Below are 25763 nucleotides of genomic sequence, written 5' to 3'. Positions count from 1 at the left end.
TGCGGCGCGACAATGAAGAGAGGAGTACACGGCCGTGGAGTGGTTCATCTCGCCCGACTACTGGACGAGCCGGCTGGTCTTCCAGCGGGCTCTGGCCGGCGTGTACCTCGTCGCGTTCCTGACGGCGGCCCTGCAGTTCCGGGCACTGATGGGCGAGCGCGGCATGCTGCCCGTGCCGCGCTTCGTCGCACGGGTGCCCTTCAAGGCCGCCCCCAGTATCTTCCAACTGCACTACTCGGACCGGTTCTTCGCCGCCTGCGCCTGGGCGGGCTGCGCGGTGTCGGCGGCACTGCTGGCCGGGCTGGACTGCGTGGTGCCCCTGTGGGGCGCCATGCTGCTGTGGCTGGTCCCGTGGGCGCTGTATCTGTCGATCGTGAACGTCGGCCAGACCTGGTACTCGTTCGGCTGGGAGTCCCTGTTGCTGGAGGTCGGCTTCCTCGCCGTGTTCCTGGGCAACGACGAGGTGGCGCCGCCGATCGTGGTGCTGTTCCTGCTGCGCTGGATCCTGTTCCGCGTCGAGTTCGGCGCGGGCCTGATCAAGATGCGCGGCGACGCCTGCTGGCGGAAGCTGACCTGCCTGGACCACCACCACGAGACCCAGCCGATGCCGGGCCCGCTGAGCTGGTTCTTCCACCATCTGCCCAAGCCCCTGCACCGCGTCGAGGTGGCCGCCAACCACGTCACCCAACTCGTCGTGCCGGTGCTCCTCTTCACCCCGCAGCCGATCGCGACGGCCGCCGCCTCGCTCATGATCGTGACCCAGCTGTGGCTGGTCCTGTCGGGCAACTTCTCCTGGCTGAACTGGATCACCATCGTGCTGGCCCTGTCGGCGGTGCAGTGGCCGGGCGATCCGCCGTCCGTGCCGGACGCGCCGCTGTGGTACGAGGTCGTGGTCCTGGCGGTCGCCGCGCTGCTCGTGGTCCTGAGCTACCACCCGGTCGCCAACATGATCTCCCGCCGCCAGGTCATGAACCGCTCCTTCGACCCACTCCATCTGGTCAACACCTACGGCGCGTTCGGCAGCGTCAGCCGGATCCGGTACGAGGTGGTGATCGAGGGCACCGCCGACGACGTACCGCGCGAGGACTCGGACTGGCGGGAGTACGAGTTCAAGGGCAAGCCGGGCGATCCCCGGCGCTGGCCGCGGCAGTTCGCGCCGTACCATCTGCGGCTGGACTGGCTGATGTGGTTCGCCGCGCTGTCGCCCGCGTATGCGGGGTCGTGGTTCGGCACCCTGGTGGAGCGGCTCCTGGAGAACGACCGCGAGACGCTGAGGCTCCTGCGCCGCTCGCCGTTCCCGCCGGACGCCCCGCCCCGCTATGTGCGCGCCCGCCTCTTCCGCTACCGCTACACGACCTGGCGTGAGCTGCGGGAGACGGGCGCGTGCTGGGAGCGCACGTATGTGCGGGAGTATCTGCCGCCTACGCGGTTGGCGGGGGTGGCTCAGCGGAGCTGACGGGGGCTTCCCTCCCCGCGAGGAGGGAAGCCGACAGCGGTACGAGTGTCGTCGGCATGTCCACGGGAGGAGTCGCCTCGGCGGGCGTGGACGCGGGCTCCGGCCGGGTACGCTCCTCGCCCGGCGAGACGGGTTGCGGAACGCCGCCGTTCAGTTGATCACGAACCATGCCACTGCCGTTTCTGTCGGGGATGCCTGGGTGAGGAGAACGGTGAACGAACCGGCCGCCGGATCGGGCACGGCGGCGCGTACGGCCACGCCTCGCTTGTCCTCCTGGACGGTGGCGAGGACCATGCTCGCCGGCCCGATGGTCGGCCCGGTCACGGTGATCCGGTCCCTGCCCGCCGGGACGGTTGCGCGGCCGCTGGAGCTGAAGACGGCGGTTCCCTGGACCTCCAGCGCGGTGGATCCGGAGTTCGCCGCGGTGGCGTACACGCCGACGCCGCCGGAGTTCGCCGACGTGGCGCCGAACACTCCGATCGCGCCCTGGCCGATCCCGTTGCCCTCGACGCCGATGCCGTAGTCGGTGACACCGCGACCGATGACGCCGATCCTTCCGTCGCCCCACACTCCGACGCCGGCGAAGCCGAAGACGCCGTAACCGCCCTCCAGGCCACGGCGGTTGTAGCCGTGGACACCGAAGCCCCGCAGGTCGATCGCCTCGCCGACGACTCCGGTGCCGGAGCCGGTCCCGCGGACGCCGAGCCCGCTGGTGGCCTGTCCGTGGACGCCGGTGCCGGCGCCCGTGTCCTCGCCGTAGACCGCGGTCCCCGACGTGGAGACACCGTGGACACCGGAGCCGCTCCTGCGGGAGGCACCGTAGACCCCGTCGCCGTCGTAGCTGTAGCCCCGCACGGCGGTGCCCTTGAAGGAGACGCTGTAGAGGCCGTCCCCTCCGGGGGACTGCGCGCCGGACTGCGCCCCGAAGAGGTACAGACCGGTTCCGTCGGCTCGTCCCTTCGCGTCGTTCACCAACGACGTGGCGCTGTCCTCGGTGTTGTTCTTCCACGCGCCCGAGCCCTGGATGATGGGTTGCCCGTCCGCCATGTCGCCCCCGATTCCCTTGAGTTGGGGACGAAGCTAACGTCGCGCCGAGGAACCGACAAGCACGGATGAAGCCGGACGAGGCGTATATTTCCTCGGCACTTCTGCCCCAGCTCCGCGGCTCGGCAGGCTGAGGTCAAAGGCCGTACGCCCGGGTGGCCGTGCCCGCGAAGACGTCCGCGCGTTCGGCCGCGTCGAGGCCGGCGGTCAGCTCCCGGGCCACGGACACCACCTCGCGGTACGGCGCCGCCGGCGTGCACACCGGCCAGTCCGAGCCGAACATCAGCCGCTGTGGGCCGAAGGCGTCCAGGACCACGTCGGCGTACGGGCGCAGGTCGTCGACGCTCCAGGAGGCGAGGTCGGCCTCGGTGATCATGCCGGAGACCTTGCAGACGGTGTTGGCGAGGGCGGCCAGGGAGCGGACGGCGGTCTCCCACGGCTCTCGCTCGCCGGAGGCGATGGGCGGCTTGCCGAGGTGGTCCAGGACGAAGGTGAGGTCGGGGTGGTCCCCGGCGGCCTTGACGCAGGCCGGCAGCTGGTGGGGCTGCACGACCAGGTCGTAGACCAACCCGGCGTCGGCCACGGCGGCCAGTCCGCGCCGTACGTCCGCACGCAGCAGCCACTGCGGATCCGGCTCGCCCTGCACCTGGTGGCGGATCCCCTTCAGATACCGGCCTCCGGGCAGCTCCAGCAGCCGCGCCAGCTCGTCGGCGATGTCGGGGCGGGTGAGGTCGGTCCAGCCGACGACGCCCGCGATCAGCTCGTGCTCGGCGGCGAGGGCCAGGAACTCCGGGGTCTCCTCGGGCACGGTGATCGTCTGGACGAGGACCGCGCGGTCGACTCCGGCGGCGCGGGCCTCGGGTGCGAGCTCCTCGATCGTGAAGTTCCGCCGCAGCGGGCTGTGTTCGTCGATCCAGTCCTGGTCCCGTACCGACAGGTCCCAGACGTGGAAGTGGGCGTCGACACTCACGGCAGCTCCCATACGACGGGCAGGCCGGCGTCCGCGCCCTCGCCGGAGTAGTCGTGCACGACGTCGAGCAGTTCGGCCATGCGGGCCTGCCAGGCCACGTTGACCGGCAGTTTCTCCAGCTCGGCGCGGAGCCAGGCGGTGGCGCCGGCGGCGCGGATCGCGTCGGTGAGCTCGACCGGGACCTCGGGGTGGGCGGCCTCGTACTCGGCGACGCGGTCGGCACGGACCTCGGTGTGCAGGGCGACTCTCATGAGGGTTCCTCCGCGGCCAGGAGACCGGCTTCCCGCAGTTCCTGCCAGAACGCGGCGGGCACCGCAGTGGCAAACTGCTCGGCGCAGTCGTGGACTTCGTCCTTCGAACGGGCGCCCACCAGGACGCTCGCGACAGCCGGATGGGCGGCGCAGAAGGCCAGGGCCGCGGCCCGCAGGGTGATGCCGTGCCGCTCGGCGATCGCCTTGATGCGCAGAGCCTTGTCCAGCAACTGCCCCGGCGCCTCGGCGTAGTTGTATGTCGCTCCGGGCTTCGGGTCCGCCAGCAGACCGGAGTTGAAGGCGCCGCCGATCACCACCGACACACCACGCTCCATGGCGGCAGGCAGCAGTTCGGTGAGCGCGCTCTGATCGAGCAGTGTGTAGCGGCCGGCACACAGCACCACGTCCACGTCCGTGTCCCGGACGAACCGCGTGAGCATCCCGGCCTGGTTCATGCCCGCGCCGATCGCACCGATCACGCCTTCGTCGCGCAGCTTCTCCAGCGCCGGGTAGCCCTCCCTGAACGCCTGGTCGGCGTGGTCGTCGGGGTCGTGGAGATAGACGACGTCGAGGCGGTCGAGGCCGAGGCGGTCGAGGCTGGCCTCCAGGGAGCGTCGTACGCCGTCGGCGCTGAAGTCCCAGACGCGACGGTGTGTGGCGGGTACGGCGAAGCCGCCTGCGAGGTCGTCACCGTGGCCGTCGGCGGGTTCCAGGAGACGGCCCACCTTCGTGGAGAGCGTGTACGCCGAGCGCGGGCGCTCCCGCAGTGCCGCGCCCAGGCGGCGTTCGGACAGGCCGAGGCCGTAGTGCGGGGCGGTGTCGAAGTAGCGGATGCCGCGCTGCCAGGCGGCGTCCACCGCCTCGTACGCCTGCTCCTCGCCGACCTCGGTGTAGAGGTTGCCGATGCCGGCGGCGCCGAAGGACAGCTCGCTGACCTCGACGCCGCTGCGGCCGAGCCGTCTCACTGGCTCACCGGGCGCAGGCGCAGGCCCTGCATACCGCCGTCGACGGCGAGGGCGGTGCCGGTCGTGGCCCCGGACAGCGGGCTCGCCAAGTAGGCGATGGCGCCCGCGACCTCGGCGGCCGAGACGAGACGGCCGGTGGGCTGGCGGGCCTCCAGGGCGGCACGCTCGGCGCCCGGGTCGGAGGCGGAGTCGAGCAGGCGGCCGACCCAGGGGGTGTCCACCGTGCCGGGGTTGACGCAGTTGACGCGGATGCCTTCGCGGACGTGGTCGGCGGCCATGGCGAGGGTGAGGGAGTACACGGCGCCCTTGGTCGCGCTGTACAGGGCCCGCTGCGGGAGCCCTGCCGTGGCCGCGATGGAGCAGGTGTTGACGATCGCCGCGTGCGTGGATCGGCGCAGGTGGGGCAGGGCAGCGCGCGCGACCCGCACCATGCCGAGGACATTGACGTCCATGACCCGGTGCCACTCGGCGTCGTCGTTGTCCTCGACGGTGCCCTGGGCGCCGATGCCGGCGTTGTTGATCACCACGTCGAGTCCGCCGAGGTCGGCCGCGGCGGCGGCCACGGCCGCGCGCACGGAGGCGTCGTCGGTCACGTCGGCGCGGTGCGCGAGCAGCGGCTTGTCGACGGACGACGGGTCCAGGTCGAGGACGGCGACCTGGGCACCGCGCGCGGCGAGGAGTTCGGCCGTGGCCCGGCCGATGCCGGAGGCGCCTCCCGTCACCAGCGCCTTGAGACCGTCGAAGTCGCTCATGCCGCGTGCCCCTTCTTCTGCGTCTGGAGGTCGGCGGCCCAGAAGGCGCCGTCCGGGAACGTGTACCGCGCGATCGACTCGGGTCGCATGGCGGCCGAGAAGCCCGGCGCGGTGGGTGCCGTGTAGTGACCTTCCCTGATCACCACCGGGTCGAGGAAGTGGTCGTGCAGATGGTCGACGTACTCGATGACGCGGTCCTCGGTGGTGCCGGTGACGGCGACATAGTCGAACATCGACAGGTGCTGGACGAGTTCGCACAGGCCGACGCCGCCGGCGTGCGGGCAGACCGGGACGCCGAACTTGGCGGCGAGCAGCAGGATGGCGAGGTTCTCGTTGACGCCGCCGACGCGGGCCGCGTCGATCTGGAGCACGTCGAGGGCGCCGGCCTGGAGGAGCTGCTTGAAGACGACCCGGTTCTGCACGTGCTCGCCGGTGGCCACCTTCACCGGGACGACGGCCTTGCGGATCGCCGCGTGGCCGAGGACGTCGTCGGGGCTGGTGGGCTCCTCGATCCAGTACGGGTCGAACTCGGCGAGGGCCTTGGTCCAGCGGATCGCCTCGTCGACGTCCCAGCGCTGGTTGGCGTCGATGGCCATGCGGATGTCCGGCCCGACGACCGAGCGGGCGACGCGGCAGCGCCGTACGTCGTCCTCCAGGTCGGCGCCGACCTTCAGCTTGATCTGCCGGAAGCCGTCGGCGACGGCCTCGGCGGCGAGCCGCGTGAGCTTGTCGTCGTCGTAGCCGAGCCAGCCCGCGGAGGTGGTGTAGGCGGGGTAGCCGCGCTCCACGAGCCGGGCTGTGCGCTCCGCCGAGCCCTCCCGGCCCCGGCGCAGGATCGTCAGCGCCTCCTCGGGCGTGAGCGCGTCGGTGAGGTACCGGAAGTCGATCTGACGGACGATCCACTCCGGGTCGGCCTCGGCGAGGAGGCGCCACAGCGGCTTGCCGGCCCGCTTGGCGGCGAGGTCCCACACGGCGTTCATGACCGCGCCGATCGCCATGTGCATCACGCCCTTCTCGGGGCCGAGCCAGCGCAGCTGGCTGTCGCCGATCAGGTCGCGGTTCAGGGTCCCCGGGTCGGCGCAGAGCTCGTCGACGGAGCGGCCGACGACATGCCCGCGCAGCGCCTCGATCGCGGCGACCTGGACCTCGTTGCCCCGCCCGATGGTGAACGTGAACCCGTGCCCCGTGAGCCCGTCCACGCCTTCCTGACCGTCCGTGCGCAGCACGACGTACGCGGCCGAGTAGTCCGGGTCCGGGTTCATCGCGTCGGAGCCGTCGAGCTCGCGCGAGGTGGGGAAGCGGATGTCGTAGGTGTCGACCGCGGTGATGCGGGCGGGGGTCGGGGACACGGAGAGCCTTTCGGTAGGTGACAGGGACGAGGCTCAGTCCTGGGCGCGGCCCGTAGTCACGCGGGCGATCATGAGGGCGACCAGGATGATTCCGCCGTAGATGGCCTGGATCCAGAACGACGGGACCTGGGCGAGGGTGAGCAGGTTCTGGACGACGCCGAGGAGGAGTACGCCGGTCAGGGCGCCGAACATGGTGCCCTTGCCGCCGTCCAGGCTGATGCCGCCGATCACCGCGGCCGCGAACACGGTGAAGATCATGTTGTTGCCCTGGTTGGCGCTGATCGCCCCGACGTAGCCGGTCTGGATGACCCCGCCGACGGCCGCGAGGGCGCCCGCCACGACGAACACACCGAGCATCACGCGCTCGACCCGGATTCCGGCCGCGCGGGCGGCGTCCGCGTTGCCGCCGATGGCGTACAGGGCGCGTCCGATGCGGTGGTACTTGAGCACGAACCCGGCGATCGCGAAGGCGGCCGCCGCGAGCCACACCGACATCGGGATGTTCAGGAAGGTGGTCGTGGCGAGGGAGTAGAAGCTGTCGGGCATCCCGAACAGCGTCTTGCCCTTGGTCGCGCCGACCAGCAGACCGCGCAGGACGATCAGCATGGCGAGCGTCACGATGAAGGCGTTGAGCTTGAACTTCACGACCAGGATGCCGTTGAAGGCACCCACCGCCGCGCCGACCGCGAGGACCGCCAACAGGGCGAGGGCGGCGGGGAGTTCGGTGCCCCAGCCGGACTGGGCGGCGGGCAGCACGAGGAGCGCTCCGACGGCGGGCGCGATGCCGACCACCGACTCCAGGGACAGGTCGAACTTGCCGGTGATCAGGACCAGCGACTCGGCCAGCACGACCATGGCCAGCGCGGCGGAGGCGCCGAGGATGGAGATCAGGTTCCGCTCGGTGAGGAACGAGTCGTTGACCACCGCGCCGAGCACCATGAGCAGCAACAGGGCCGGTACGAGGGCGAGTTCACGGGCCCGGCGAAGGAAGACGGCCTTGGCGGCACGGGGATCGGGGACCTTGACGGGCGTAACCGGTGGGGCCTTGGTGTCAGCCATGGTCCACTCCTTCGATGGAGGCGATCAGCTCGTGGTCGCGCCAGCCCGCCGGGTGCTCGGCGACGACGCGGCCGTGGAACAGGACGAGGACGCGGTCGCAGCGGCGCAGGTCGTCGAGTTCGTCGGAGACGACGAGTACGGCGGTGCCGTCCTCTCGGGCGCTGTCCATGCGGGCGAGCAGGGACTCCTTGGACTTCACGTCGACGCCCGCGGTGGGGTTGATCAGTACGAGCAGGCGGGGGTCGGAGGCCAGGGCGCGGGCCATGACGACCTTCTGCGCGTTGCCGCCGGACAGGTCCGAGACCGGTTGGTCGGGGCCCTCGGTGTGGATGTCGAGGCGTTCGATGAGGGTGCCCGCGAAGGCGCGCTTGCGGTCGGTGCCGACGAAACCGAAGCGGCCGAGCCGGTCGAGGACGCTCATGGTGGCGTTGTCGCCGATGGTCATGCCGGCGACCAGGCCTTGCTCGTGCCGGTCCCGGGGCACGCACGCGACGCCCGCCTTGAGGGCGGCCTGCACATCGCCGAACGGCAGCCGTTCTCCGCCCAGTTGGGCGGTCCCGCCCGTCGGCGTGTGCAGCCCCGCGAAGGACTCGGCCAGCTGGACCTTGCCACTGCCGCTGATCCCGGCGAGCCCGACGACCTCGCCACGGCGGACCGTGAGGTCGATGTCCTGGTACGCCGGTGAGGTGAGCCCGCGGGCTTCGAGCAGGACGGGGGCGTGGTGGTCGACGTCCCTGGGGTCGACGGCCTGCTCGGCGATGGTCTCCAGGGACTCCCCCGCCATGGCCTCCACCAGCGCCCGGCGCGGGAGTTCGGCGACCGGTGCCGTGGTGATCCAGCGCGCGTCGCGCAGAACCGTGACGGTCTGGCAGACCTCGTACACCTCCTGAAGGTGGTGCGAGATGAACAGGAAGGTCACGCCGGAGTCCTGCAGCGCCCGCATGCGCGTGAAGAGCCGCTCGATCTCACGGTTGTCGAGCTGGGCGGTGGGCTCGTCGAGGATGATGAAGCGGGCGCCGAAGCTCAACGCCCGGGCGATCTCCACCATTTGACGGTCCTCGACCTTGAGGTCCGAGGTGCGGGCGTCGGGGTCGACGCGCACGTCCCAGGTGTCGAGGAGGTCGGAGGCCTCGGACCTCAGCTTGCGCCAGCTGATGAAACCCCGGTTGAGCGGCTGGCGGTTGATGAACAGGTTCTCGGCGACCGTCAGCTCGGGGACGACGGTGGGCTTCTGGTAGACGCAGGCCACCTTGCGGCGCCAGGCGTCGCGGTCGGCCAGTGCCGGCGCGGGGTCGCCGTCGAAGCGGACCTCGCCCTCGTCGGCCGCCTGGAGGCCGGTGAGGATGTTGACCAGGGTCGACTTACCGGCGCCGTTGCGGCCGACGAGGGCGTGGGACTCGCCGGTCAGGACGGTGAGCCGGCCGTCGGCGAGGGCGGTGGTGGGGCCGTAGCGCTTGACGATGTCGCGCGCCTGGACGAGGGGGGTGATCACGGCCGTACTCATTTGACCGTGTTGCCCCAGAGCTTGGGGTCGTCGACGTTGTCCTTGGTGACCAGCGGGGCGGGCAACTGGTCCTCCAGGATGCCGCTGGGGAGCTTGACGATGGTCGAGTCGTGGTCGGTCGGGCCCGGCTCGAAGGTCTTCCCCTCCATCGCGGCCTTGATGTAGTACATGCCGTACTTGGCGTACAGGTCGGCGGGCTGGGAGACGGTCGCGTCGATCTGTCCCTTGCGGATGGCGTCGTACTCCTGCGGGATGCCGTCGTTGGAGACGATCGTGATGTGGCCGGCCTGCCCGGCCGTCTTCAGCATCCCCTTCGACTTCAGGGTCTGCAGGGTCGGCGCGAGGTAGACGCCGCCGGCCTGCAGGTAGATGCCCTTGATGTCGGGGTTGGCGTTCAGGAGGGTGTCCAGCTTGGAGGCCGCGGCGTCCGACTCCCACTTGGCCGGGATCTCCAGGACCTTCAGCTTGGGGAAGTTCTTCTTCACGCAGCCGCGGAACGCCTCGGAGCGGTCACGGCCGTTGACCGAGGCCAGGTCGCCCATGATCTGCACGACCTTGCCGGAGGGGATCTGCTCGCCGAGGTACTGGCAGGCCTTCTCCCCGTACGCCACGTTGTCGGCCCGCACCACCATGGCGACCTTGCCCTTGTCGGGCGCCACGTCGACGGCGACGACCGGCACGCCCTTGCGCTCCGCCTGGTCGAGGCCTGCCTCGATGGCCGCGCTGTCCAGCGGGGCGACGACCAGGCCCTTCACGCCCTGGTTGAGCTGGTTGTTGATGTCGGTGATCTGCTGGGAGGGGTCGCTGTTGGAGTTGACCGTCTTGAGCGTGTCGACGCCTTCGGAGTCGGCCGTCTTCGGCACGTAGTCGTTGTACGACTGCCAGAACGGCGAGGTCAGCAGGGGCAGGATCACCCCGACCTTGCCGGTCCCGCCGGCTTCGGCGCCGCCGGCGCCGGTGTCCTTCGTGCTGCCGCACGCGGCGAGCACGAGCGAGGCGCCGACGACGGCGGCCACCGCCTTGCCCCTCCGCGACCTGTTCTGCTTCCGCGCTGTTGTGCCGTGCATCTGGCGGCTCCTCGTTGAGCGTGTTCGAGCACATGGTTCGAGCAGATGCCCGCATATTTATCAGACCACTTCGCCGATACAACACCCTCGGGGCGCCATTTTCCGTCGTTTACGGCCGTAGTGGTCCGACCAACCTGGTGATTACACTGCCGCTCACCGGGCACCCTCAGGCGCCTGGGGCGACAGGAGGAATGGCGTGGACGAGACAGCCCCGCAGAAGGGCACCGTGACGCAGCGCGCCATCGAGCAGATCAAGGCGATGATCGCGCAGGGGCGGCTGGAGCCCGGCCAGCGGCTGCCGACCGAACGCGATCTGGCGGTCCAGCTCGGCATCTCCCGCAGCTCGATGCGGGAGGCGATCCGCGCGCTGACGGTGCTGGGCGTGCTGGAGGCCCGGCACGGCTCGGGCATCTACGTCACGCAGCTGGAGGCCGGCGACCTGCTGGAGACGTTCGGTGTGGTCGCCGACCTGTCCCGGGGCCCGCGTCTGGTGGAGCTCCTCGAGGTGCGCCGCATCCTGGAGTCGACGGCGACGGCCCTGGCGGCGGCGCGCATCACGCCGGACCAGCTCGCGGAGGTCGAGAAGCACCTGACGGCGATGAACGCCACGGACGACCCCGAGGAGATCCTCGCCCACGACCTGGCCTTCCACCGCGAGATCGCGGCCGCCGCCGGCAACGGGACCATGGCCGCGATCCTGGAGGGCCTGTCCTCCCGCACGTTCCGCGCTCGCGTCTGGCGCGGCTACCAGGAGGAGGGTGCCTTCGCCCGCACCCGCCGCGAGCACGCCGCGATCCACCGTGCCCTTCTCGCCCGCGATCCGGAGGCGGCACGGGCCGCGGCGGCCGCGCATGTGGGCGAGGTGGAGGAGTGGCTGCGGACGCAACTCGGCGCCTGACCGCCGACGCCGCGGGCCGTTCCCCTCGCCTGCGGTGCGAGGGGAACGGCCCGTGTCATGGCTGCTCTACGGCCGCACGTCGAAGCCGTGCTCCCGTCCGAGTTTCTCCAGCGACGCCTGGCCGGGGATGCCGTTGGCGTCGGCGCCGGTGAAGCCGCAGCGGTGCTGCCAGGCGGAGTAGGCCTTGACGGTCGCCCCACCGAAGTGACCGTCCGCGTACTCCGTTTCGAGGAGGCCTTCCGCGACGAGCGCCTTCTCCACAGTCTTCACCCCGGCGTACGACACCGGCGTGCCCGCCTTGGCCGGGTCGTGCAGGGCCGCGGCGACCAGCTTCGACACATCGATCACCGGCCGCGGGCCCGGAACGGTCGGCGAGCCACCGGGCCGCGGGGCGCCCTTCTGCACCCATGCGTACAGGTGCTCTCCGGGGCACGCGGTGGCGAAGCCGTCCTTGTGCCCCTTGATCTCGTTGCCGGCACCGTGCCGGCGCAGCAGCTCGATGCCGTCACGGATCGCGCCGAGCATCGCGTCCGTCGGCTTGATGAGCCCCTTGTCGCCGACCAGGCCGACGATCGCGTAGTGGGCGCGGTTGAGGGGCTGGTTGCCGTTCGCCCCGGTGCGCTTGCCGAGGCCGCGGCCCTCCAGGAGATGACCGTGCGGGCAGGCGCCGTAGTTGTAGGCGATGTCCGAGTAGTTCTCCTCCTTGTTCGCCAGATGGGAGACCCGGATGGACTTCCACTCGGCGATGCAGAGGTCGTGGTCGTCGAGGAGTTTGACGCTGACCGGCGTGCCTTCGTAGTGGACCTTCACGCCCTTGGTCGATGTCTGCGTCGGAGCGGCGGAGGCGGGCCAGCCGAGCTGGGCCCGCGTGACGAGCTTCATGATTGCCTCCAAGGCGCTGTCTAACGCCAACCTCCTTGAGTGTGATACCAGTTGCCGCCCGATTCACCACGGCGCGCCGCCCGTTCGCCGTCAGTGCACCGGCGCCCGGCGCAGTCGCAGCGTCACCAGTTCGAAGGGCCGCAGGCGCAGAGCGACGCGCGCGCCGTCGCACGACAGCGCCTCGGGCAGCGGACGTTCCAGCAGGTCCGTCGCCGTGACGTCCGCGACCTCGAAGTCCGCCGCCAGCGTGGCCCGTACCCGGCCGCCGTGGGCCTCGTGCAGGCGCACCACGACATCTCCGCTGCCGTCGTCGGCCAGCTTGACGGCCGTGATCACGACGGCCTCCCGGTCCACCGTCACCAGGGGCGCCACCTCCCGCGCGCCGCTCACCGACCGCTCCGGCAGATTGATCCGCCAGCCCTCGCGCACCGCGTCGCCGATGCCCGCGCCCGGTACCAGGGCGTGCTGGAAGCGGTGGACGCCCTGGTCGGTCTCGGGGTCGGGGAAGCGCGGGGCGCGCAGGAGGGATACGCGCACCGTGGTGGTCGTACCGCGGTCGCCGTCGGTGCGGACCGTGCGGGTCACGTCGTGGCCGTACGTCGAGTCGTTGACGACGGCGACGCCCCAGCCCGGCTCCTGAAGGTGGACGAAACGGTGGTTGCAGGCCTCGAACTTGGCCGCCTCCCAGCTGGTGTTGGTGTGCGTGGCGCGGAAGAAGTGCCCGAACTGGGTCTCCGACGCGTACCGTTCCGCGTGCAGGTCGAGCGGGAAGGCCAGCTTCAGGAACTTCTCCGTCTCGTGCCAGTCGACCTCCGTGTCCAGCAGCAGCAGCCGCTCCCCCGGTGCGAGCGACAGCACCTGGGTGACGCGGGAGGCGCCGAAGGACCGGACGATCCGCACCGATCCCTCGTCGTCGCCGGGGGTGACCTCGTCCGCCTCGGTCAGGTCGGTGACCGTGTTGCGGTAGAACTCGTCGACGTCCCAGGCGTCCCACATGTTCGGGAAGTCCGGGTGGAGTTGGAGGAGTCCGGCGGCCCGGCCCGGGGCGACGGTCTCGCGGTCGGCCTCGATGTCGTACGCCGACACGACCAGGCCCTGCGCGTCGATCTCGACGCGCAGCAGGCCGTTGTCGAGGACGAACCCGCCGCCCTGCCGTGCCGTCCGTGCCGTCCTGCCCTCGGCCACCGGGGTGCGCGCACCGCCCGCCGGTACGCCGTCGCGCGTGTGCGGGGCCGCGTTGAAGACGAACTCGGTCTCGCCCTCGCCCGCCAGAGCCCGCTGGGCGGCCTCGATGATCGCGTTCAGCTCACCTGCGAGGCGCTCGTACGTGGCGCGCGCCTCCCGGTGCACCCACGCGATCGACGACCCCGGCAGGATGTCGTGGAACTGGTGCAGCAGCACCGTCTTCCAGATGCGGTCCAACTCCTCGTACGGGTAGGGGAATCCGGTGCGTACGGCAGCCGTCGCGGCCCATAGCTCGGCCTCCCGCAGGAGGTGCTCGCTGCGGCGGTTGCCCTGCTTGGTCTTCGCCTGGCTGGTGAGCGTGGCGCGGTGGAGTTCTAGGTAGAGCTCGCCGACCCAGACGGGCGGGTCGGGGTACTCGGCCTCGGCCTTCGCGAAGAACTCCGCCGGGGTCTCCCAGGTGACGGTCGCCGATCCTTCCAGGCTGCGCAGCCGGGCCGCCTTGGCGACCATCTCCCGGGTCGTGCCGCCGCCTCCGTCGCCCCAGCCGGTGGGGGCGAGGGAGTGCCGGGCGGCCCCCTTGTCCTTGAAGTTGCGGGCCGCGTGCGCGATCTCGCTGCCCTTCATCGAGCAGTTGTAGGTGTCGACGGGCGGGAAGTGGGTGAAGATCCGGGTGCCGTCGATGCCCTCCCACTGGAAGGTGTGGTGCGGGAACCTGTTGGTCCGGGACCAGGAGATCTTCTGCGTCAGCAGCCACTTGGAGCCGGCCGCCTTGATGATCTGGGGCAGTCCGGCGGCGAAGCCGAAGGTGTCGGGCAGCCAGGCCTCGTCGTTCTCGATGCCGAACTCGTCGAGGAAGAACCGCTTGCCGTGCACGAACTGCCGGGCCATCGCCTCCGAGCCCGGCATGTTGGTGTCCGACTCCACCCACATCCCGCCTGCCGGCACGAACCGCCCGTCCGCCACCGCCTTCTTCACCCGCGCCCACACCTCGGGCCGGTGCTCCTTCACCCACGCCCACTGCTGGGCCTGCGACATGGCGAAGACGAAGTCGGGCTCGTCCTCGATGAGCGCGGTCATGTTGGACGTCGTACGGGCCACCTTGCGCACGGTCTCCCGCAGCGGCCACAGCCACGCCGAGTCGATGTGCGCGTGCCCGACGGCGCTGATGCGGTGGGCGGACGGAACGGCGGGGGCGGCCAGCACGTCGGCCAGCCTCTCCCGCGCCCGCGCCGCGGTGCCGCCCACGTCCTGGAGGTCGACCGCGTCCAGCGCCTTCTCCACCGCCCGCAGGATCTCCCAGCGCCGCGCCGACTCCACCGGCAGCTCGGCCATCAGCTCGCCCAGTACCTCCAGGTCGATAGCCAGTTGCCAAACGTCCTCGTCGAGGACGGCGAGGTCCATCCGGGCGAGCCTGTACTGGGGTTCGCTGCCGGCGGTCTCCTTGTCGCCGAGCTGCGTGGGCAGGAAGGGGTGGTAGTCGAGGATGACGGGGTTGGAGGCCGCCTCGATGTGCAGCCGCACCTGCTCGCCGCCCGCCGCCGGGGCGCCGATGCGCACCCACTGGTTGCGCGGGTTGAGGCCCTTCACCGGGGTGCCGTCGGGCCGGTAGACCAGGCCCTCGCACTGGAAACCCGGCATGTTCTCGTCGAACCCGAGGTCGAGCAGGGCCTCGACGGTCTTCCCGGCCCACGCCTCGGGCACGGTCCCGGTGACCCGGAACCAGCTGGTGCCCCAGGGAGAACCCCAGCGCGCGCCCACCTCGATCGGCTCGGGTTCGGCCGCGAGTCCCTCGGCGACCGGCACCGGCTCGCCGGGCGCATGCCACACCGCCACCTCCAGCGGCACGGACTCGGGGTACACGGCGGGGCGGATGCGCTCGTCGAGGACGCGCTTGAGACGGGCTTCGACCAGGCTGCGGTCGTCATGCATGAGGGGTGCTCCGTAGGTCGTCCGGGCGGTTGCTTACCGGCGGGTGGTTACCAGCGGTGGGTGACGGTCGCGGGGGCCGACGTGGTGTAGAGCTCCCCTACGGCGCGCAGTTCGAACCGTGCCTCCTCTTCGCCCTGTTCGGGTCGCAGGCCACCGGTGAAGAACGCGCGCTGGCAGGTGCCGCCGAGGAAGCGTCGGGTGCCGTCGGGCAGGACGCGGTGGAGGGTGTGGTGGCGTATGTCGCCGGGGGCCGGGTTCCAGGCGAAGCGCAGGTCGCCGCCTGAGGCCGCGGTGATGCGCAGGGCGGTGGGCGCGGGGGGTGTGTGCGGGGCATCGCGCACCGCGAGACCGCCGAGCCGCCACCGCACGGGTCCGCCGTCGGCCGCGGTGAGCCGGACGCCGATCGCGTGCACGGTGCCGGCCAGGCCGGTGAGCCGTACGGTCGAGGTCTGCCAGCCGTCGGCCGAGGTCACGGGGAAGTAGGTGTACGGCGGTGTGGCCGCCTCGGCGGTGGGCTCGGCGGTGGCCACGGCCAACTCGACGCGCACGCTCCCCTCGTCGGTCCGGTGGGTCAGCTCGACGACCGTGTCCGCGGTGATCGGCAGCCGGGTCGCATACACCTCCACCACCGCGGGCTCGTCCAGCTCACCGTCGACGAGCACGCTGCTGCCCCCACGCCACGCGTCCGCGAAGTCGAAGCGCACAGCGGGCCGCTGTCCCTCGGTGTGCACGGCCCAGCGCCGGGACGGCAGCCGGTCCTGCAGGCCCAGGTGGTTCCACGGCGCGTCCGACGTCACCTGCCCGTCCTCGTACCACCGCAGCCCGTGCCCGGTGTTGAACACGCTCGCGAACGGCACCGCCGCGACCGTCGACCGGTCGGCCACGGACACCGCCGCCGCCCGCCAGCTGTCCGCCCCGTCCGGCCGCGACGGATCCAGCGACCGCCCGGTCCAGAACCGGTCGTCGGCGGCGTGGAAGGCCTCCGGCGCGCGCCCGTCCGCCGGCAGGTGATGGCGCGTCCACTCGGGCCGGTAGAAGCCCACCGACACGACGTGCGCCTTGTCGCGCGGCACGATCGCGTCCCAGTTCACGGACGAGTTCCAGCCGTTCGCCTCGACGTCGACGCCTGCCCACAACTCGTAGCGGCTGCGCCCCAGTCGATCGGCCCGCTGCCCTGACGACGCCAGCTTCGCCGCGGTCCACCGGAAGTCGACGAACATGTCGTCGGCGGCCTGGAAGAACGCCTCGTTCTGGGAGTCGAGCGCCCCCTGCCAGCTCACGGCCCCGTTCACGGTCATCGAGTCGTACCAGGTCACCCGCTGGCCCTCGGCCTTGGCGAGCGCTTTCAACTCCCGTATGAAGCCCAGCATGTCCGCGCCCAGCGCGGCGTTCCCGCCGCTCGTCTCGGCGTTGACGAACCACCCGTCGAACCCGTACGCGTCCGCGACCGCGACCAGCCGTTCGGCCAGCGGATACCGCCCGGCCGCGTCCTTCTGCACCAGGTCACGGGTCCACTGCAGCTGCCCGCCGTAGGCGACGGGCGGCAGGAAGATGTTGCCGAGGACGGGCACACCGTGCCGGTGGGCGGCGTCGACGATCGGCGCGTTCGGCGCGAGGATCAGCCCCTCCCCCGACGAGCCGCCCCAGAAGACCAGCTCGTCGATGTACGCCCAGTGGGTGAGGGCGTAGTAGTCGGCGGTGGCCGAGCCCTGGGAGGGGTTGCCGGCGGTGGGGCCGAAGGACACGAGGGACTGGACGCGGGCCTGACCGGCGCGAGCGGTCGTGTTCACCGGAGTCGGGGTGAAGCGCGGGGCGAGCGGTACGGTCGCCGCGTTGAAGACCAGGTCCGGATCGTCGGCCGGGCGCCAGGACTTCAGGCTGCGCCAGGTGATGCCGGTGCCCGGGGTGCCGGAGGGCAGGGAGTCGGGGTACCAGTAGCAGGCGTACGGCTGGAGCGCGGCGGCCCTGGTTCTGGGGGCGGCTGCCGCGGTCGATGAGGTGAGTGGCAGCGAGGTGGCCGCGGCGGCGCCGGCGAGCAGGACGGTGCGTCTGGTGGGGTTCACGTGCGGGTTCCTCCTTGTGGGGTGGGGAGTACCTGGTCGGACGTGACGACTTCGGTGATGCCGCGCGCGCGGAGGTGGCCGGCGTCGGCGGCATGCGTGTCGAGGACGGTGGTGGGGCGGGCGCCGTCGGCGACCAGCCGGAAGAAGGCGTCGTAGACGGAGCCGCCGGGCGCGCACAGCGAGCGTGTGGCCGGGTCGGCGGGCACCACGAGGGCGGTCGTGCGGGGTGCCGGGGCGTACGTGTGCTCGCTCGCCGCCTTCGCCAGCACCCGGGCGAGGTCCTTGGGCTCGCGGCCGTTGGTGAGCAGGCCGAGCCCGTACTCGAGCGCCGGGAAGTCGGCGAGGTCCCGCGACACGTCGTGGGAGCACCACCAGGTGATGCCCCACAGGTCGGGGCAGTCGAGGGCGTTGGTGACGGTGGCTTCGGTGAAGGCGGCGGCATGCTCGGCGGGGACGAGGGGCGCGGGCGCGCCGACCTCCTGGAGCCAGACGGGCCGGTGTGGGTCGTCGGCCCAGGCCTTGCTCAGCTCGATGAGGTACGCGCCGTGGTGTTCCGTCGGGACGGACGTACGGCCGTGCCGCTGAGCGGTGCCGTTGAAGACCCAGGAGTGCACGGCCGTGACGGCACCCAGCCGGGCTGCCTGGGCCGGGGTGAACGGCTGGTCGTCCTGGTACCAGGTGGCGTCGTACTCGGCGTGCAGGTGCAGCCTGCCGGGGGCGCCCTCCTCGCAGGCCGCGAGCAGGCGCGTGAGCCAGGCGTCGATCTGGTCGGACGTCGCCCGGTCGGGGTCCGGGTGGGGCTCCGCCGTGAACTGGTTGACCTCGTTGCCGAGGGTCATGCCGATGAAGTTGGGCCGGTCGGCGAGGGCGGCGGCGAGGGTGCGCAGGTAGGAGGCCTGGCCGTCGACGACGTCCGGGTCGGTGAACAGGTTGCGCCGGTGCCAGGTCCGCGTCCACGCCGGCAGGAAGTCGAAGCTGCTCAAGTGCCCTTGCAGGCCGTCCACGTTGACGTCGAGCCCGCGTTCGGCGGCCGCGTCGGCGAGCTGGACGAGCTGCTCGACGGCCCGCTCGCGGATCAGGGTGCGGTTCGGCTGGAAGTACGGCCACAGCGGGAAGACACGGATGTGGTCGAGGCCCAGCGCGGCGATCGAGTCGAGGTCGGCACGTACGGAGTCGAGGTCGAAGTCGAGCCAGTGGTGGAACCACCCTTCGCTCGGGGTGTAGTTGACGCCGAAGCGCACGGCAGGAGGCATGCGGTGTCCTTGGACTCAGTGGGAGGTTCAGCCCTTCACCGCGCCCTCGCCGACTCCGCGGAAGAAGTACCGCTGCAGACAGGCGAAGAGGGCGATCAGCGGCGCGACGGCGATGATCGTGCCGGCCGCGACGAGGCGTTCGTCGCCCGCGAAGGTGCCGTGCAGGTAGTTGAGGCCGATGGTCAGGGTGAACTTGGACGGGTCGCTCAGCACGATGAGCGGCCACAGGAAGTCGTCCCAGGCGCCCATGAAGGCGAAGATGGCGACGACGGCGATCGTGCCCTTGGCCGACGGCAGCGCGATGCGCAGGAACCGCTGCCAGACGTTGGCGCCGTCGACGTAGGCCGCCTCCTCGATCTCGTACGGCAGGTTGAGGAAGGCGTTGCGCATCAGCAGGACGTTCATGGCGCCGATGCAGCCGGGCAGGACCACGCCGATCAGGGTGTTGTTGAGGCCGAGCTCCCGCATGGTCGTGAACTGGGCGATGATGATGCCCTCCACGGGCACGAGCATCGCCAGGATGAAGGCCAGGGTGGCCGCGCGACGGCCCCGGTAGCGCAGCCGGGCGAGGGCGTAGCCGGCGAGCGCCGAGCCGACGCAGTTGGTGACGACGTTGGCGGTGGCGACCTTCAGCGAGTTGAGGGCGTAGTCCCAGACGGGGATGGTGTCGGCGACCCGCTCGTAGTTGTGCAGGGTGGGGTCGCCGGGCAGGAACTTCGGCGGGGAGCTGAAGATGTCCTCGGTGGGACCCTTGAGCGAGGTCGACAGCTGCCAGAGGAACGGGCCGACGGTGAGGGCGAGTACGACGAGCAGGAGCAGATAGCGCAGGACGAGTTCCCCTACGCGGACGCGGCGGCCGTGTTCGTCGGTGACGCGGGGTTCGCGGGCGACGGCCGGCCTCGAAGCGGCGGGCCGTACCTTCTCCAGCACGCTCATGACTCGTCCCTCCGGTCCGCGCGCAGCACGAGCAGCATCAGGGCGACGGTGACGACGAAGACGACGACCGAGATGGCCGAGGCATAACCGACCCGGCCGGTCAGGCCGGTGCCGGTGCGCTGGACGAGCATGACGAGGGTGGTGTCCTCGCCCGCCGGGCCGCCGCTCGGGCCGGCCATCAGGTACACCTCGGAGAACACCTTGAACGCGGCGACCGAGGAGAGCGCCCCGACCAGGACCATCGTGGAGCGGACGGCGGGCACGGTGACCGTGAGGAAGCGGCGGACCGCTCCGGCGCCGTCCACGGCCGCCGCCTCGTGCAGCTCGCGCGGCACGTTGGCGAGCGCGGCCAGATAAATGATCATGTAGTAGCCGAGGCCCTTCCAGACCGTCACGGCCATGGCGCTCGACAGCAGCAGCCACTGGTCGCTGAGAAAGCCGACGCGGCCGACCCCGATGGTCTCCAGGAGCGAGTTCACAAGCCCCCGCTCGTCGAGCAGCCACACCCAGATCAGCCCGACCACGACGATCGAGGCGACGACCGGGGTGTAGAAGGCGGACCGGAAGAAGGTGATGCCGGGGATGTTCTTCTGCACCAGAAGCGCGAGCAGCAGGGGCAGGACGACGAGGGCGGGGACGACACCGACGACGTAGAGCGTGCTGTTGCGCAGGCCGATCCAGAACATGTCGTCGTTCAGCAGCTCGCGGAAGTTGGCGAGGCCCACGAACCGGCCCGGGATCAGGGTGCGGCGGTCGGTGAAGGCGTTGACCAGCGTGGAGACGAACGGGTACAGGATGAAGGCGCCGGCGATCAGGAGTCCCGGGGCGGCGAACAGCCAGGGGCTGGTGGGCAGTTGGCGCCGCACCCGGGAGACGGTCGAGGTGGCCATCGCGGGCTATCCCTGCTGCTGGAGAAGCCTGTTGCAGGCCTCGACAGCGTTATCAAGAGCTTGCTTCGGACTCTCCTTGCCCTGCAAGGCCTTGGCGACCTCGTTGCGCAGCTCGGTCTTCATCTGCTCGCTGAACAGCACGGGCGTGTAGTTGACCGCGTTCTTCAACGACTTGGCGGCGGCGATACGCACCCGCGTCTCATCCGTCCCGTCCTCCTTGCTGAAGTACGGGTCGTCGAGCGAGCCGGCGGTGCTGGGGAAGATGGCGACCTGCTGGGCGAACGACATCTGGTGCTCGGCGTCGGTGACGTAGTGGGCGAAGGCGACCGCGGCGGGCGCACGCTTCGTCTGCGCGTTGACCATCACGCCCATCACGTACATGTTGACGTGCCCGGTGCTGGTGATCTGGTCCGTGATCCCGATGTTCTTGTACAGGTTGGGCGCCTGCTTCTTGAAGTTGCCGAGGTCCAGTGCGCTGCCGGGGTTCATGGCGACGGCCCCGGTGAGGAATTTCTTGCCGGACGACTCGGGGGTGGCGGTCAGCGCCTGCGGGTCGAGGGCCTTGGCGTCGTACAACTCCTTGTATTTGGCGAGGAGTTCGACTCCCTTTGCGTCGTCGAAGGAGAAAGCGGTGCCCTCCTTGTTCATGAGCGCGACGCCGTAGCGGCCGAAGTCCTCGATGGTGGGCACGTTGGCGAGGGTGGCGACCTTGCCGTCGGTCTTCTCCGCCATCGTCAACGCGGCGTCGAAGACCTCGTCGTACGTCTTCGGCGGCTGCTCGGCGTCGAGCCCCGCCTCCTTGAAGAGGGACTTGTTGTAGAACAGCGGGCCGGTGTTGAGGTACCAGGGGAAGGCGTATGTGCCCGTCATGCCCGGTATCCGATGGCTGGCCCAGGCGCCGGACAGGTACTCCTTCTCGTACTGGGGCGCCGCCTTGTCCAGGTCGAGCGCCAGGCCCGCCTTGGCGAGCGGGGCGACCAGGTCGGGCGAGACGTTGACGACGTCCGGGAGCGTGCCGCCGGCCGCGTCGGCACTGATCTTGTCGGCGTAGCCCTCGGCGGGCTGGTCGATCCACTTCACGTGGGTGCCGGGGTACTTCTTCTCGAAGTCGGCGATCAGGCCTTCGAAGTACGGCTTGAAGTTGGCGCGGAGATTCCAGGTCTGGAAGGTGATGTCGCCCTCGATCTTGCCGGAGGCGTCGGCCGTGCCGCCGTCACCTCCTCCCGAGCCGCAGGCGCTGAGCGGCAGGACGACACAGACGGCGAATGCGGCAGCGAGGGCTCTACGGGAAACGGGCACCGTGAACCGTCCTCCTTTGCGGGCGAGTTGGTCGACGAGGCAGACCCTGCACGCCGCTCCGCGGGCCCGTCAATGGCTCTCACCGAGCTAATTTCATTAGTGACTAATGCGCATTAGGATCAGCGAGCTGAACCGTATTAGGTTCACGGACCTGAACCGCATTAGTGCATACTGCTGCCGGAATGTGTCGCCGGAATGGGGAATCACCATGTCAGGCAAGCGCTCACCGGCCCGTCGGCCGACGATGAAGGACATAGCGCGGCACGCGGGGGTCTCCCAGAGCGCGGTCTCCTTCGCGCTGAACGGCCGGCCCGGTGTTTCGGAGGAGACCCGCGACCGGGTGCGGCGGGTCGCCGAGGAACTGGGCTGGCGGCCCAGTACGGCGGCGCGCGCACTGTCCGGGGAGGGTGCGGCGACGGTCGGCCTCGTGCTGGCGCGTCCGGCCGACACACTGGGCGTGGACTCCTTCTTCCTGCAACTCGTCTCGGGCATCCAGGAGGTGCTGGCCGAGCGTCATCTCGGCCTGCTCTTCCAGGTGGTGGAGGACGTCGCCGACGAGTGCGCGGTGTACCGCCGCTGGTGGGCCGAGCACCGCGTGGACGGCGTCCTCGTCGTCGACCCGCGCACCGACGACCCCCGCCCGGACCTGCTCGACGAACTCGGCCTGCCCGCCGTGGTGATCGGCGGCGCACCCGACGAACGCCACCCCGGCCTCTCGACCGTCTGGGCGGACGACGCCGGCGCGATGGCCTCGGTCGTGGACGGCCTGTACGCCCTGGGCCACCGGCGGATCGTGCACATCGCCGGGCTGCCGGGGCTCGCCCACACCGAGCGCCGGATCCGCACTCTGCGCGCCGAAGCCGGGCGCCGTGGCCTGACCGAGGTGAGGTCGGTGACCACCGACTACTCCGACGCCGAGGGCGCGGCGGTCACCCGCCGGGTCCTGGAGGGCACCGCTCCCCCGACCGCCCTGATCTACGACAACGACGTGATGGCCGTCGCCGGGGCGGCCGCTGCGGCCGAACTCGGCTTCTCCGTACCGGCGGACGTCTCGGTGGTGTCCTGGGAGGACTCGGCGCTGTGCCGGATGGTCAAGCCGTGGCTGTCCGCGTTGTCCCGGGACAGCGTGGAGTTCGGCCGCACGGCGGCGCGTGAACTGACCGCCCTCGTGGACGGGGGGTCGGCGCGGGCGGTGCGGGTGCCGGTGCCGCGGTTGATCGAGCGGGGGAGTACGGGGGTGGTGCGGGGCGGGTGAACGGCCTCGCGCCACGCCGTAGGACGGCTCACCTCCCGCCGTACGGCTCTAGCCGCGCAGCCCTTGCAGCCCTTCGTAGGCGGCAGTCACGATCTCCATCCCCCGCGTGTCCTCCGCGGGTTCGCGCATCTGCTGCGTCACGTACGCCACCACCATCCGACTGTCGGGCTCGATCATCACCAGGGAACCGCCCCAGCCGCCCCAGCCGTACGTGCTGCCGAACAGGCCGTACCCGAGGCCCCACCGCATCGGCATGCCCAGCACGCGGTCGTCGCCGTCGAACTGCACCTCCCGCGCGCGGTCGCAGCCGACCCGGGACAGCAGCCGCACCCCGCGCACCTCTCCCCCGCAGGCGAGCAGGGACTGCACGAGGGCCACCGAACGGGCATTGCCGAATCCACTCGCCGCGGGGATCTGCGCACGGCGCCAGGCCAGGCTGTTCCCCTCCCGGAGGCGCACCCCGTTCCCCGCCTCCGAGCCCGCCGGATTGCCGGGCGCACTCGCCGCGTAGTCCTCGCCCTGACCCGTCGGCGGGATCGCGCGGGCGACCCGATGGTCGTGCTCGGCCGCCAGCCCGATATGGAAGTCCGCGCCCAGCGGCCCGGTCACCTCCTCGGCGAGGAACTCGCCCACGCCGCGGCCGGTGACACGGCGTACGACCTCGCCGACGAGGAATCCCTGGGTGAGCGAGTGATATCCGGCCGCCGTGCCCGGCTCCCACCGAGGAGCCCGCGCCGCGAGCCGTGCCGTGGCGGAGGGCCAGTCATAGAGCTCCTCGACCGACCCGTCCCAGTCGGGCAGACCTGCGGTGTGCGCGAGCAGATGCCGTACCAGCACCTTCTCCTTGCCCGCCGCGCCGAATTCCGGCCAGTAACGAGAGACGGGGGCCGCGAGATCGAGCTCGCCCCGGTCGGCGAGGATCAGCGCGCACAGTGCCGTCATGGTCTTGGTGACGGACCAGACGTTGACGATCGTGTCGCGCTCCCACGGGATCGTGCGGTCCGCGTCCGCGAACCCGCCCCACACGTCCACCACCGGCTCGCCGTCCACGAAGACCGCGACGGAGCCGCCCGCGTCCCCGCCGTCCAGCGTTGCGGCCAGCGCGTTCGGCACGGCGGTGAACAGGTCCTCGCAGGAGCCATGGAGGTCGGCCATGTGCCCTATCCAGCCCGCGCCGGCCCGTCCCGGTCAACCGAATTTCAGAGCCTCGACCGGTACAGCCCGAGCTCCACGAGCCGCGGCGCGGCGCGCGAAACGACGGCGCTGCCGGGAGGCAGCGGCGGTGGTACGCGCTGAGGTACAGCCCGGCCACGAGGAACGGGCCCACGTCCTCGACCTCCTGCCCTGCGACCTGCGGGTGTGCGCCGGGCTCGCATCGCCCTGAGGCCGTCGCCCGGGCCCTCGCCGGGGTCGCCGCCGCGGCCGGACTCGGCTTCTCGGAGCGCGGGAGCGCCCCCCCGCACTCCCTGACCGCCCACCCGATCCCGGGGACGGATTCAGGAGGCCGGTTCCAGCACCACACAGCACCGGCCCACCGCCGGCGCCAGGTGCGCCTCGAAGGAGGTGTCGCCCGAGGTGGCGAGCGCTCCGCGCAGCAGGTGGAGGTTCATCCCGCACACGGTCTCCGTGTGGTCGCGCGCCAGCGCGTGGAACGGGCAGTTGCCGAGGACGAGGGTCTCCCCCTCGCGGCGCGGCTCGAAGCCGTACCGCTCCAGCATGTCCACGACTCCGGCCGTCGCCTGGCTGCCCAGCCGCTCGCCCAGCCCGGCGGCCTTGCGGTGCAGCACGGCGCGTACCGGCTCGCCCGTGGCGTCGGACTCCTCCACGGCCTGGGCCAGCAGCCGCCCGGCCAGCTCGTAGCACCGCGCGGGCAGGCTGACGCCCACCTCCCGCTGGGAGCGCCGGTACAGCTTGGCCGGCCGCCCGGCCCCGGGTCCCGTTCGCCCGCTGCGCCTCTCGTAGACGACGTCCAGCAGTCCCGCGTCGGCCAGGCGGTCCAGGTGGAACGCCGCCGTCTGCCGAGCCAGTCCCAGGGCCTGAGCAGCCTCGTCCCGGCCCACAGGGTCGGGACTGCGCGCCACGTGCTCGTACAGCCGGCGGCGCGTCGGCTCCTCCAGCGCCGCAACGGCGGAGAGGTCGTCGCGGGGTGCGTCCTTCGAGTGATCCACGAACCCCAGTGTAAAACCAATCCCCATTGACTAAAGAGACGCGATGCGCTTCTATCGACAAGCGAAGTTGTTTATAGAAGGAGGCGTCATGTCGGCCGCACCCTCACCCCCCACACCTGCACCCGACACCGCACGGCAGGCGATCACCACCGACCCCGGCTACCAGGCCTTCTGGATCCTGCGTGTCGGGTTCACCGTCGCACCGGTGCTGTTCGGGCTGGACAAGTTCGCCAATCTGCTCGTCGACTGGCCGGGCTACCTCGCCCCGTGGATCAACGACATCGTCCCGGGCAGCGCGCAGGACGCCATGTATGCCGTCGGCGTCATCGAGATCGTCGCCGGACTGGTGGTCGCGGTGGCACCCCGCTTCGGGGGCTGGCTGGTGGCCGGCTGGCTCGCGGGGATCATCGTCAACCTGCTGACGATCCCCGACTACTACGACATCGCGTTGCGCGACTTCGGCCTGCTGCTCGGCGCGGTCGCCCTGGCACGGCTCGCCCAGCGCTATCACGGCGCCCGAGCGCGCTGACACAAGGGGGGGCAGTTGGGGGCAGTCACCGGACCGCCGAGGCCCTGGTGACCGCCCCC

At 71.0% G+C, this 25763-nt stretch carries 22 protein-coding genes; 4 read left to right on the top strand and 18 right to left on the bottom strand.

Annotation, left to right across the window (positions count from 1 at the left end; all coding sequences use genetic code 11):
* Positions 1–34: 34 nt before the first annotated feature.
* Positions 35–1456: a lipase maturation factor family protein gene (locus PBV52_RS43695; RefSeq protein WP_274246816.1), complete on the top strand. Its 1422-nt coding sequence runs from the start codon at positions 35–37 to the stop codon at positions 1454–1456.
* A gap of 150 nt (positions 1457–1606) precedes the next feature.
* On the opposite strand, the gene PBV52_RS43690 is transcribed toward PBV52_RS43695, so the two are convergent.
* From PBV52_RS43690 to PBV52_RS43650, 9 genes are all read right to left on the bottom strand, one after another.
* Positions 1607–2503 (bottom strand): hypothetical protein, encoded by an 897-nt coding sequence (locus PBV52_RS43690; protein ID WP_274246814.1) that lies wholly within the window; start codon positions 2501–2503, stop codon positions 1607–1609.
* A 133-nt stretch (positions 2504–2636) separates the two neighbouring features.
* Positions 2637–3470, bottom strand: a complete 834-nt coding sequence (locus PBV52_RS43685; RefSeq protein ID WP_274246812.1) for an amidohydrolase — start codon at positions 3468–3470, stop codon at positions 2637–2639.
* Positions 3467–3721 carry an L-rhamnose mutarotase gene (locus PBV52_RS43680; RefSeq protein WP_274246810.1) on the bottom strand — a complete coding sequence of 85 codons (255 nt, stop codon included), beginning with the start codon at positions 3719–3721 and terminating at the stop codon, positions 3467–3469. Before PBV52_RS43680 ends, PBV52_RS43685 begins: the two co-directional genes overlap by 4 nt.
* Positions 3718–4686, bottom strand: coding sequence for an aldo/keto reductase (locus tag PBV52_RS43675; protein ID WP_274246808.1), 969 nt, complete (start codon positions 4684–4686; stop codon positions 3718–3720). The genes PBV52_RS43680 and PBV52_RS43675 overlap by 4 nt, the downstream gene beginning before the upstream one ends.
* Positions 4683–5438 (bottom strand): SDR family NAD(P)-dependent oxidoreductase, encoded by a 756-nt coding sequence (locus tag PBV52_RS43670; RefSeq protein ID WP_274246806.1) that lies wholly within the window; start codon positions 5436–5438, stop codon positions 4683–4685. Before PBV52_RS43670 ends, PBV52_RS43675 begins: the two co-directional genes overlap by 4 nt.
* Entirely contained in the window at positions 5435–6787 is a 1353-nt protein-coding gene (locus PBV52_RS43665; protein ID WP_274246803.1) for an L-fuconate dehydratase, read from the bottom strand. The genes PBV52_RS43670 and PBV52_RS43665 overlap by 4 nt, the downstream gene beginning before the upstream one ends.
* A gap of 33 nt (positions 6788–6820) precedes the next feature.
* Positions 6821–7846 carry an ABC transporter permease gene (locus PBV52_RS43660; protein WP_274246801.1) on the bottom strand — a complete coding sequence of 342 codons (1026 nt, stop codon included), beginning with the start codon at positions 7844–7846 and terminating at the stop codon, positions 6821–6823.
* Positions 7839–9350, bottom strand: a complete 1512-nt coding sequence (locus PBV52_RS43655; protein WP_274246800.1) for a sugar ABC transporter ATP-binding protein — start codon at positions 9348–9350, stop codon at positions 7839–7841. The genes PBV52_RS43660 and PBV52_RS43655 overlap by 8 nt, the downstream gene beginning before the upstream one ends.
* Positions 9347–10417: a sugar ABC transporter substrate-binding protein gene (locus tag PBV52_RS43650; RefSeq protein WP_274246798.1), complete on the bottom strand. Its 1071-nt coding sequence runs from the start codon at positions 10415–10417 to the stop codon at positions 9347–9349. Before PBV52_RS43650 ends, PBV52_RS43655 begins: the two co-directional genes overlap by 4 nt.
* 196 nt (positions 10418–10613) lie before the next feature.
* Between PBV52_RS43650 and PBV52_RS43645 the strand changes: the two genes are divergently transcribed.
* Positions 10614–11315, top strand: a complete 702-nt coding sequence (locus PBV52_RS43645) for a FadR/GntR family transcriptional regulator (RefSeq protein ID WP_274246796.1) — start codon at positions 10614–10616, stop codon at positions 11313–11315.
* A 66-nt stretch (positions 11316–11381) separates the two neighbouring features.
* Here the strand turns inward: PBV52_RS43645 and PBV52_RS43640 are convergent, their stop codons facing one another.
* The 7 genes from PBV52_RS43640 to PBV52_RS43610 all read right to left on the bottom strand — a co-directional run bounded on the left by PBV52_RS43640 (position 11382) and on the right by PBV52_RS43610 (position 21752).
* Entirely contained in the window at positions 11382–12197 is an 816-nt protein-coding gene (locus tag PBV52_RS43640; protein ID WP_274246794.1) for an N-acetylmuramoyl-L-alanine amidase, read from the bottom strand.
* Between the two features lie 90 nt (positions 12198–12287).
* A complete protein-coding gene (locus PBV52_RS43635; protein WP_274246792.1) occupies positions 12288–15311 on the bottom strand; it encodes a glycoside hydrolase family 38 C-terminal domain-containing protein in 3024 nt (1007 codons plus the stop codon).
* A 47-nt stretch (positions 15312–15358) separates the two neighbouring features.
* Positions 15359–17374 (bottom strand): endo-beta-N-acetylglucosaminidase, encoded by a 2016-nt coding sequence (locus PBV52_RS43630; protein WP_274246791.1) that lies wholly within the window; start codon positions 17372–17374, stop codon positions 15359–15361.
* Positions 17371–18627: a glycosyl hydrolase gene (locus tag PBV52_RS43625; protein ID WP_274246789.1), complete on the bottom strand. Its 1257-nt coding sequence runs from the start codon at positions 18625–18627 to the stop codon at positions 17371–17373. The genes PBV52_RS43630 and PBV52_RS43625 overlap by 4 nt, the downstream gene beginning before the upstream one ends.
* Positions 18628–18654: 27 nt before the next feature.
* A complete protein-coding gene (locus tag PBV52_RS43620) occupies positions 18655–19563 on the bottom strand; it encodes a carbohydrate ABC transporter permease (protein ID WP_274246787.1) in 909 nt (302 codons plus the stop codon).
* The gene (locus tag PBV52_RS43615) at positions 19560–20453 is read right to left on the bottom strand and encodes a carbohydrate ABC transporter permease (protein WP_274246785.1); all 894 of its coding nucleotides are present in this window, start codon (positions 20451–20453) and stop codon (positions 19560–19562) included. Before PBV52_RS43615 ends, PBV52_RS43620 begins: the two co-directional genes overlap by 4 nt.
* 6 nt (positions 20454–20459) lie before the next feature.
* On the bottom strand, positions 20460–21752 hold the full coding sequence (locus PBV52_RS43610; protein WP_274246783.1) for an ABC transporter substrate-binding protein: 1293 nt from the start codon (positions 21750–21752) through the stop codon (positions 20460–20462).
* A 208-nt stretch (positions 21753–21960) separates the two neighbouring features.
* On the opposite strand from PBV52_RS43610, the gene PBV52_RS43605 reads away from it, so the two are divergent.
* Positions 21961–23007: a LacI family DNA-binding transcriptional regulator gene (locus tag PBV52_RS43605; protein WP_274246781.1), complete on the top strand. Its 1047-nt coding sequence runs from the start codon at positions 21961–21963 to the stop codon at positions 23005–23007.
* A gap of 48 nt (positions 23008–23055) precedes the next feature.
* Here PBV52_RS43605 and PBV52_RS43600 read toward each other — a convergent pair whose 3' ends face one another.
* Together PBV52_RS43600 and PBV52_RS43595 are read right to left on the bottom strand one after the other, a co-directional pair.
* Positions 23056–24162 (bottom strand): serine hydrolase, encoded by a 1107-nt coding sequence (locus PBV52_RS43600; protein WP_274246779.1) that lies wholly within the window; start codon positions 24160–24162, stop codon positions 23056–23058.
* Positions 24163–24503: 341 nt separating this feature from the next.
* Positions 24504–25202, bottom strand: coding sequence for a metalloregulator ArsR/SmtB family transcription factor (locus PBV52_RS43595; RefSeq protein WP_274246778.1), 699 nt, complete (start codon positions 25200–25202; stop codon positions 24504–24506).
* Between the two features lie 61 nt (positions 25203–25263).
* On the opposite strand from PBV52_RS43595, the gene PBV52_RS43590 reads away from it, so the two are divergent.
* A complete protein-coding gene (locus tag PBV52_RS43590) occupies positions 25264–25704 on the top strand; it encodes a hypothetical protein (RefSeq protein ID WP_274246776.1) in 441 nt (146 codons plus the stop codon).
* Positions 25705–25763: the final 59 nt, after the last annotated feature.

The sequence above is a fragment of the Streptomyces sp. T12 genome (assembly GCF_028736035.1).
In the GTDB taxonomy this organism is placed as follows: Bacteria; Actinomycetota; Actinomycetes; order Streptomycetales; family Streptomycetaceae; genus Streptomyces.
Note: the sequence above shows the minus strand (reverse complement) of the source record. Positions and strands in the feature narration are given on the sequence as shown.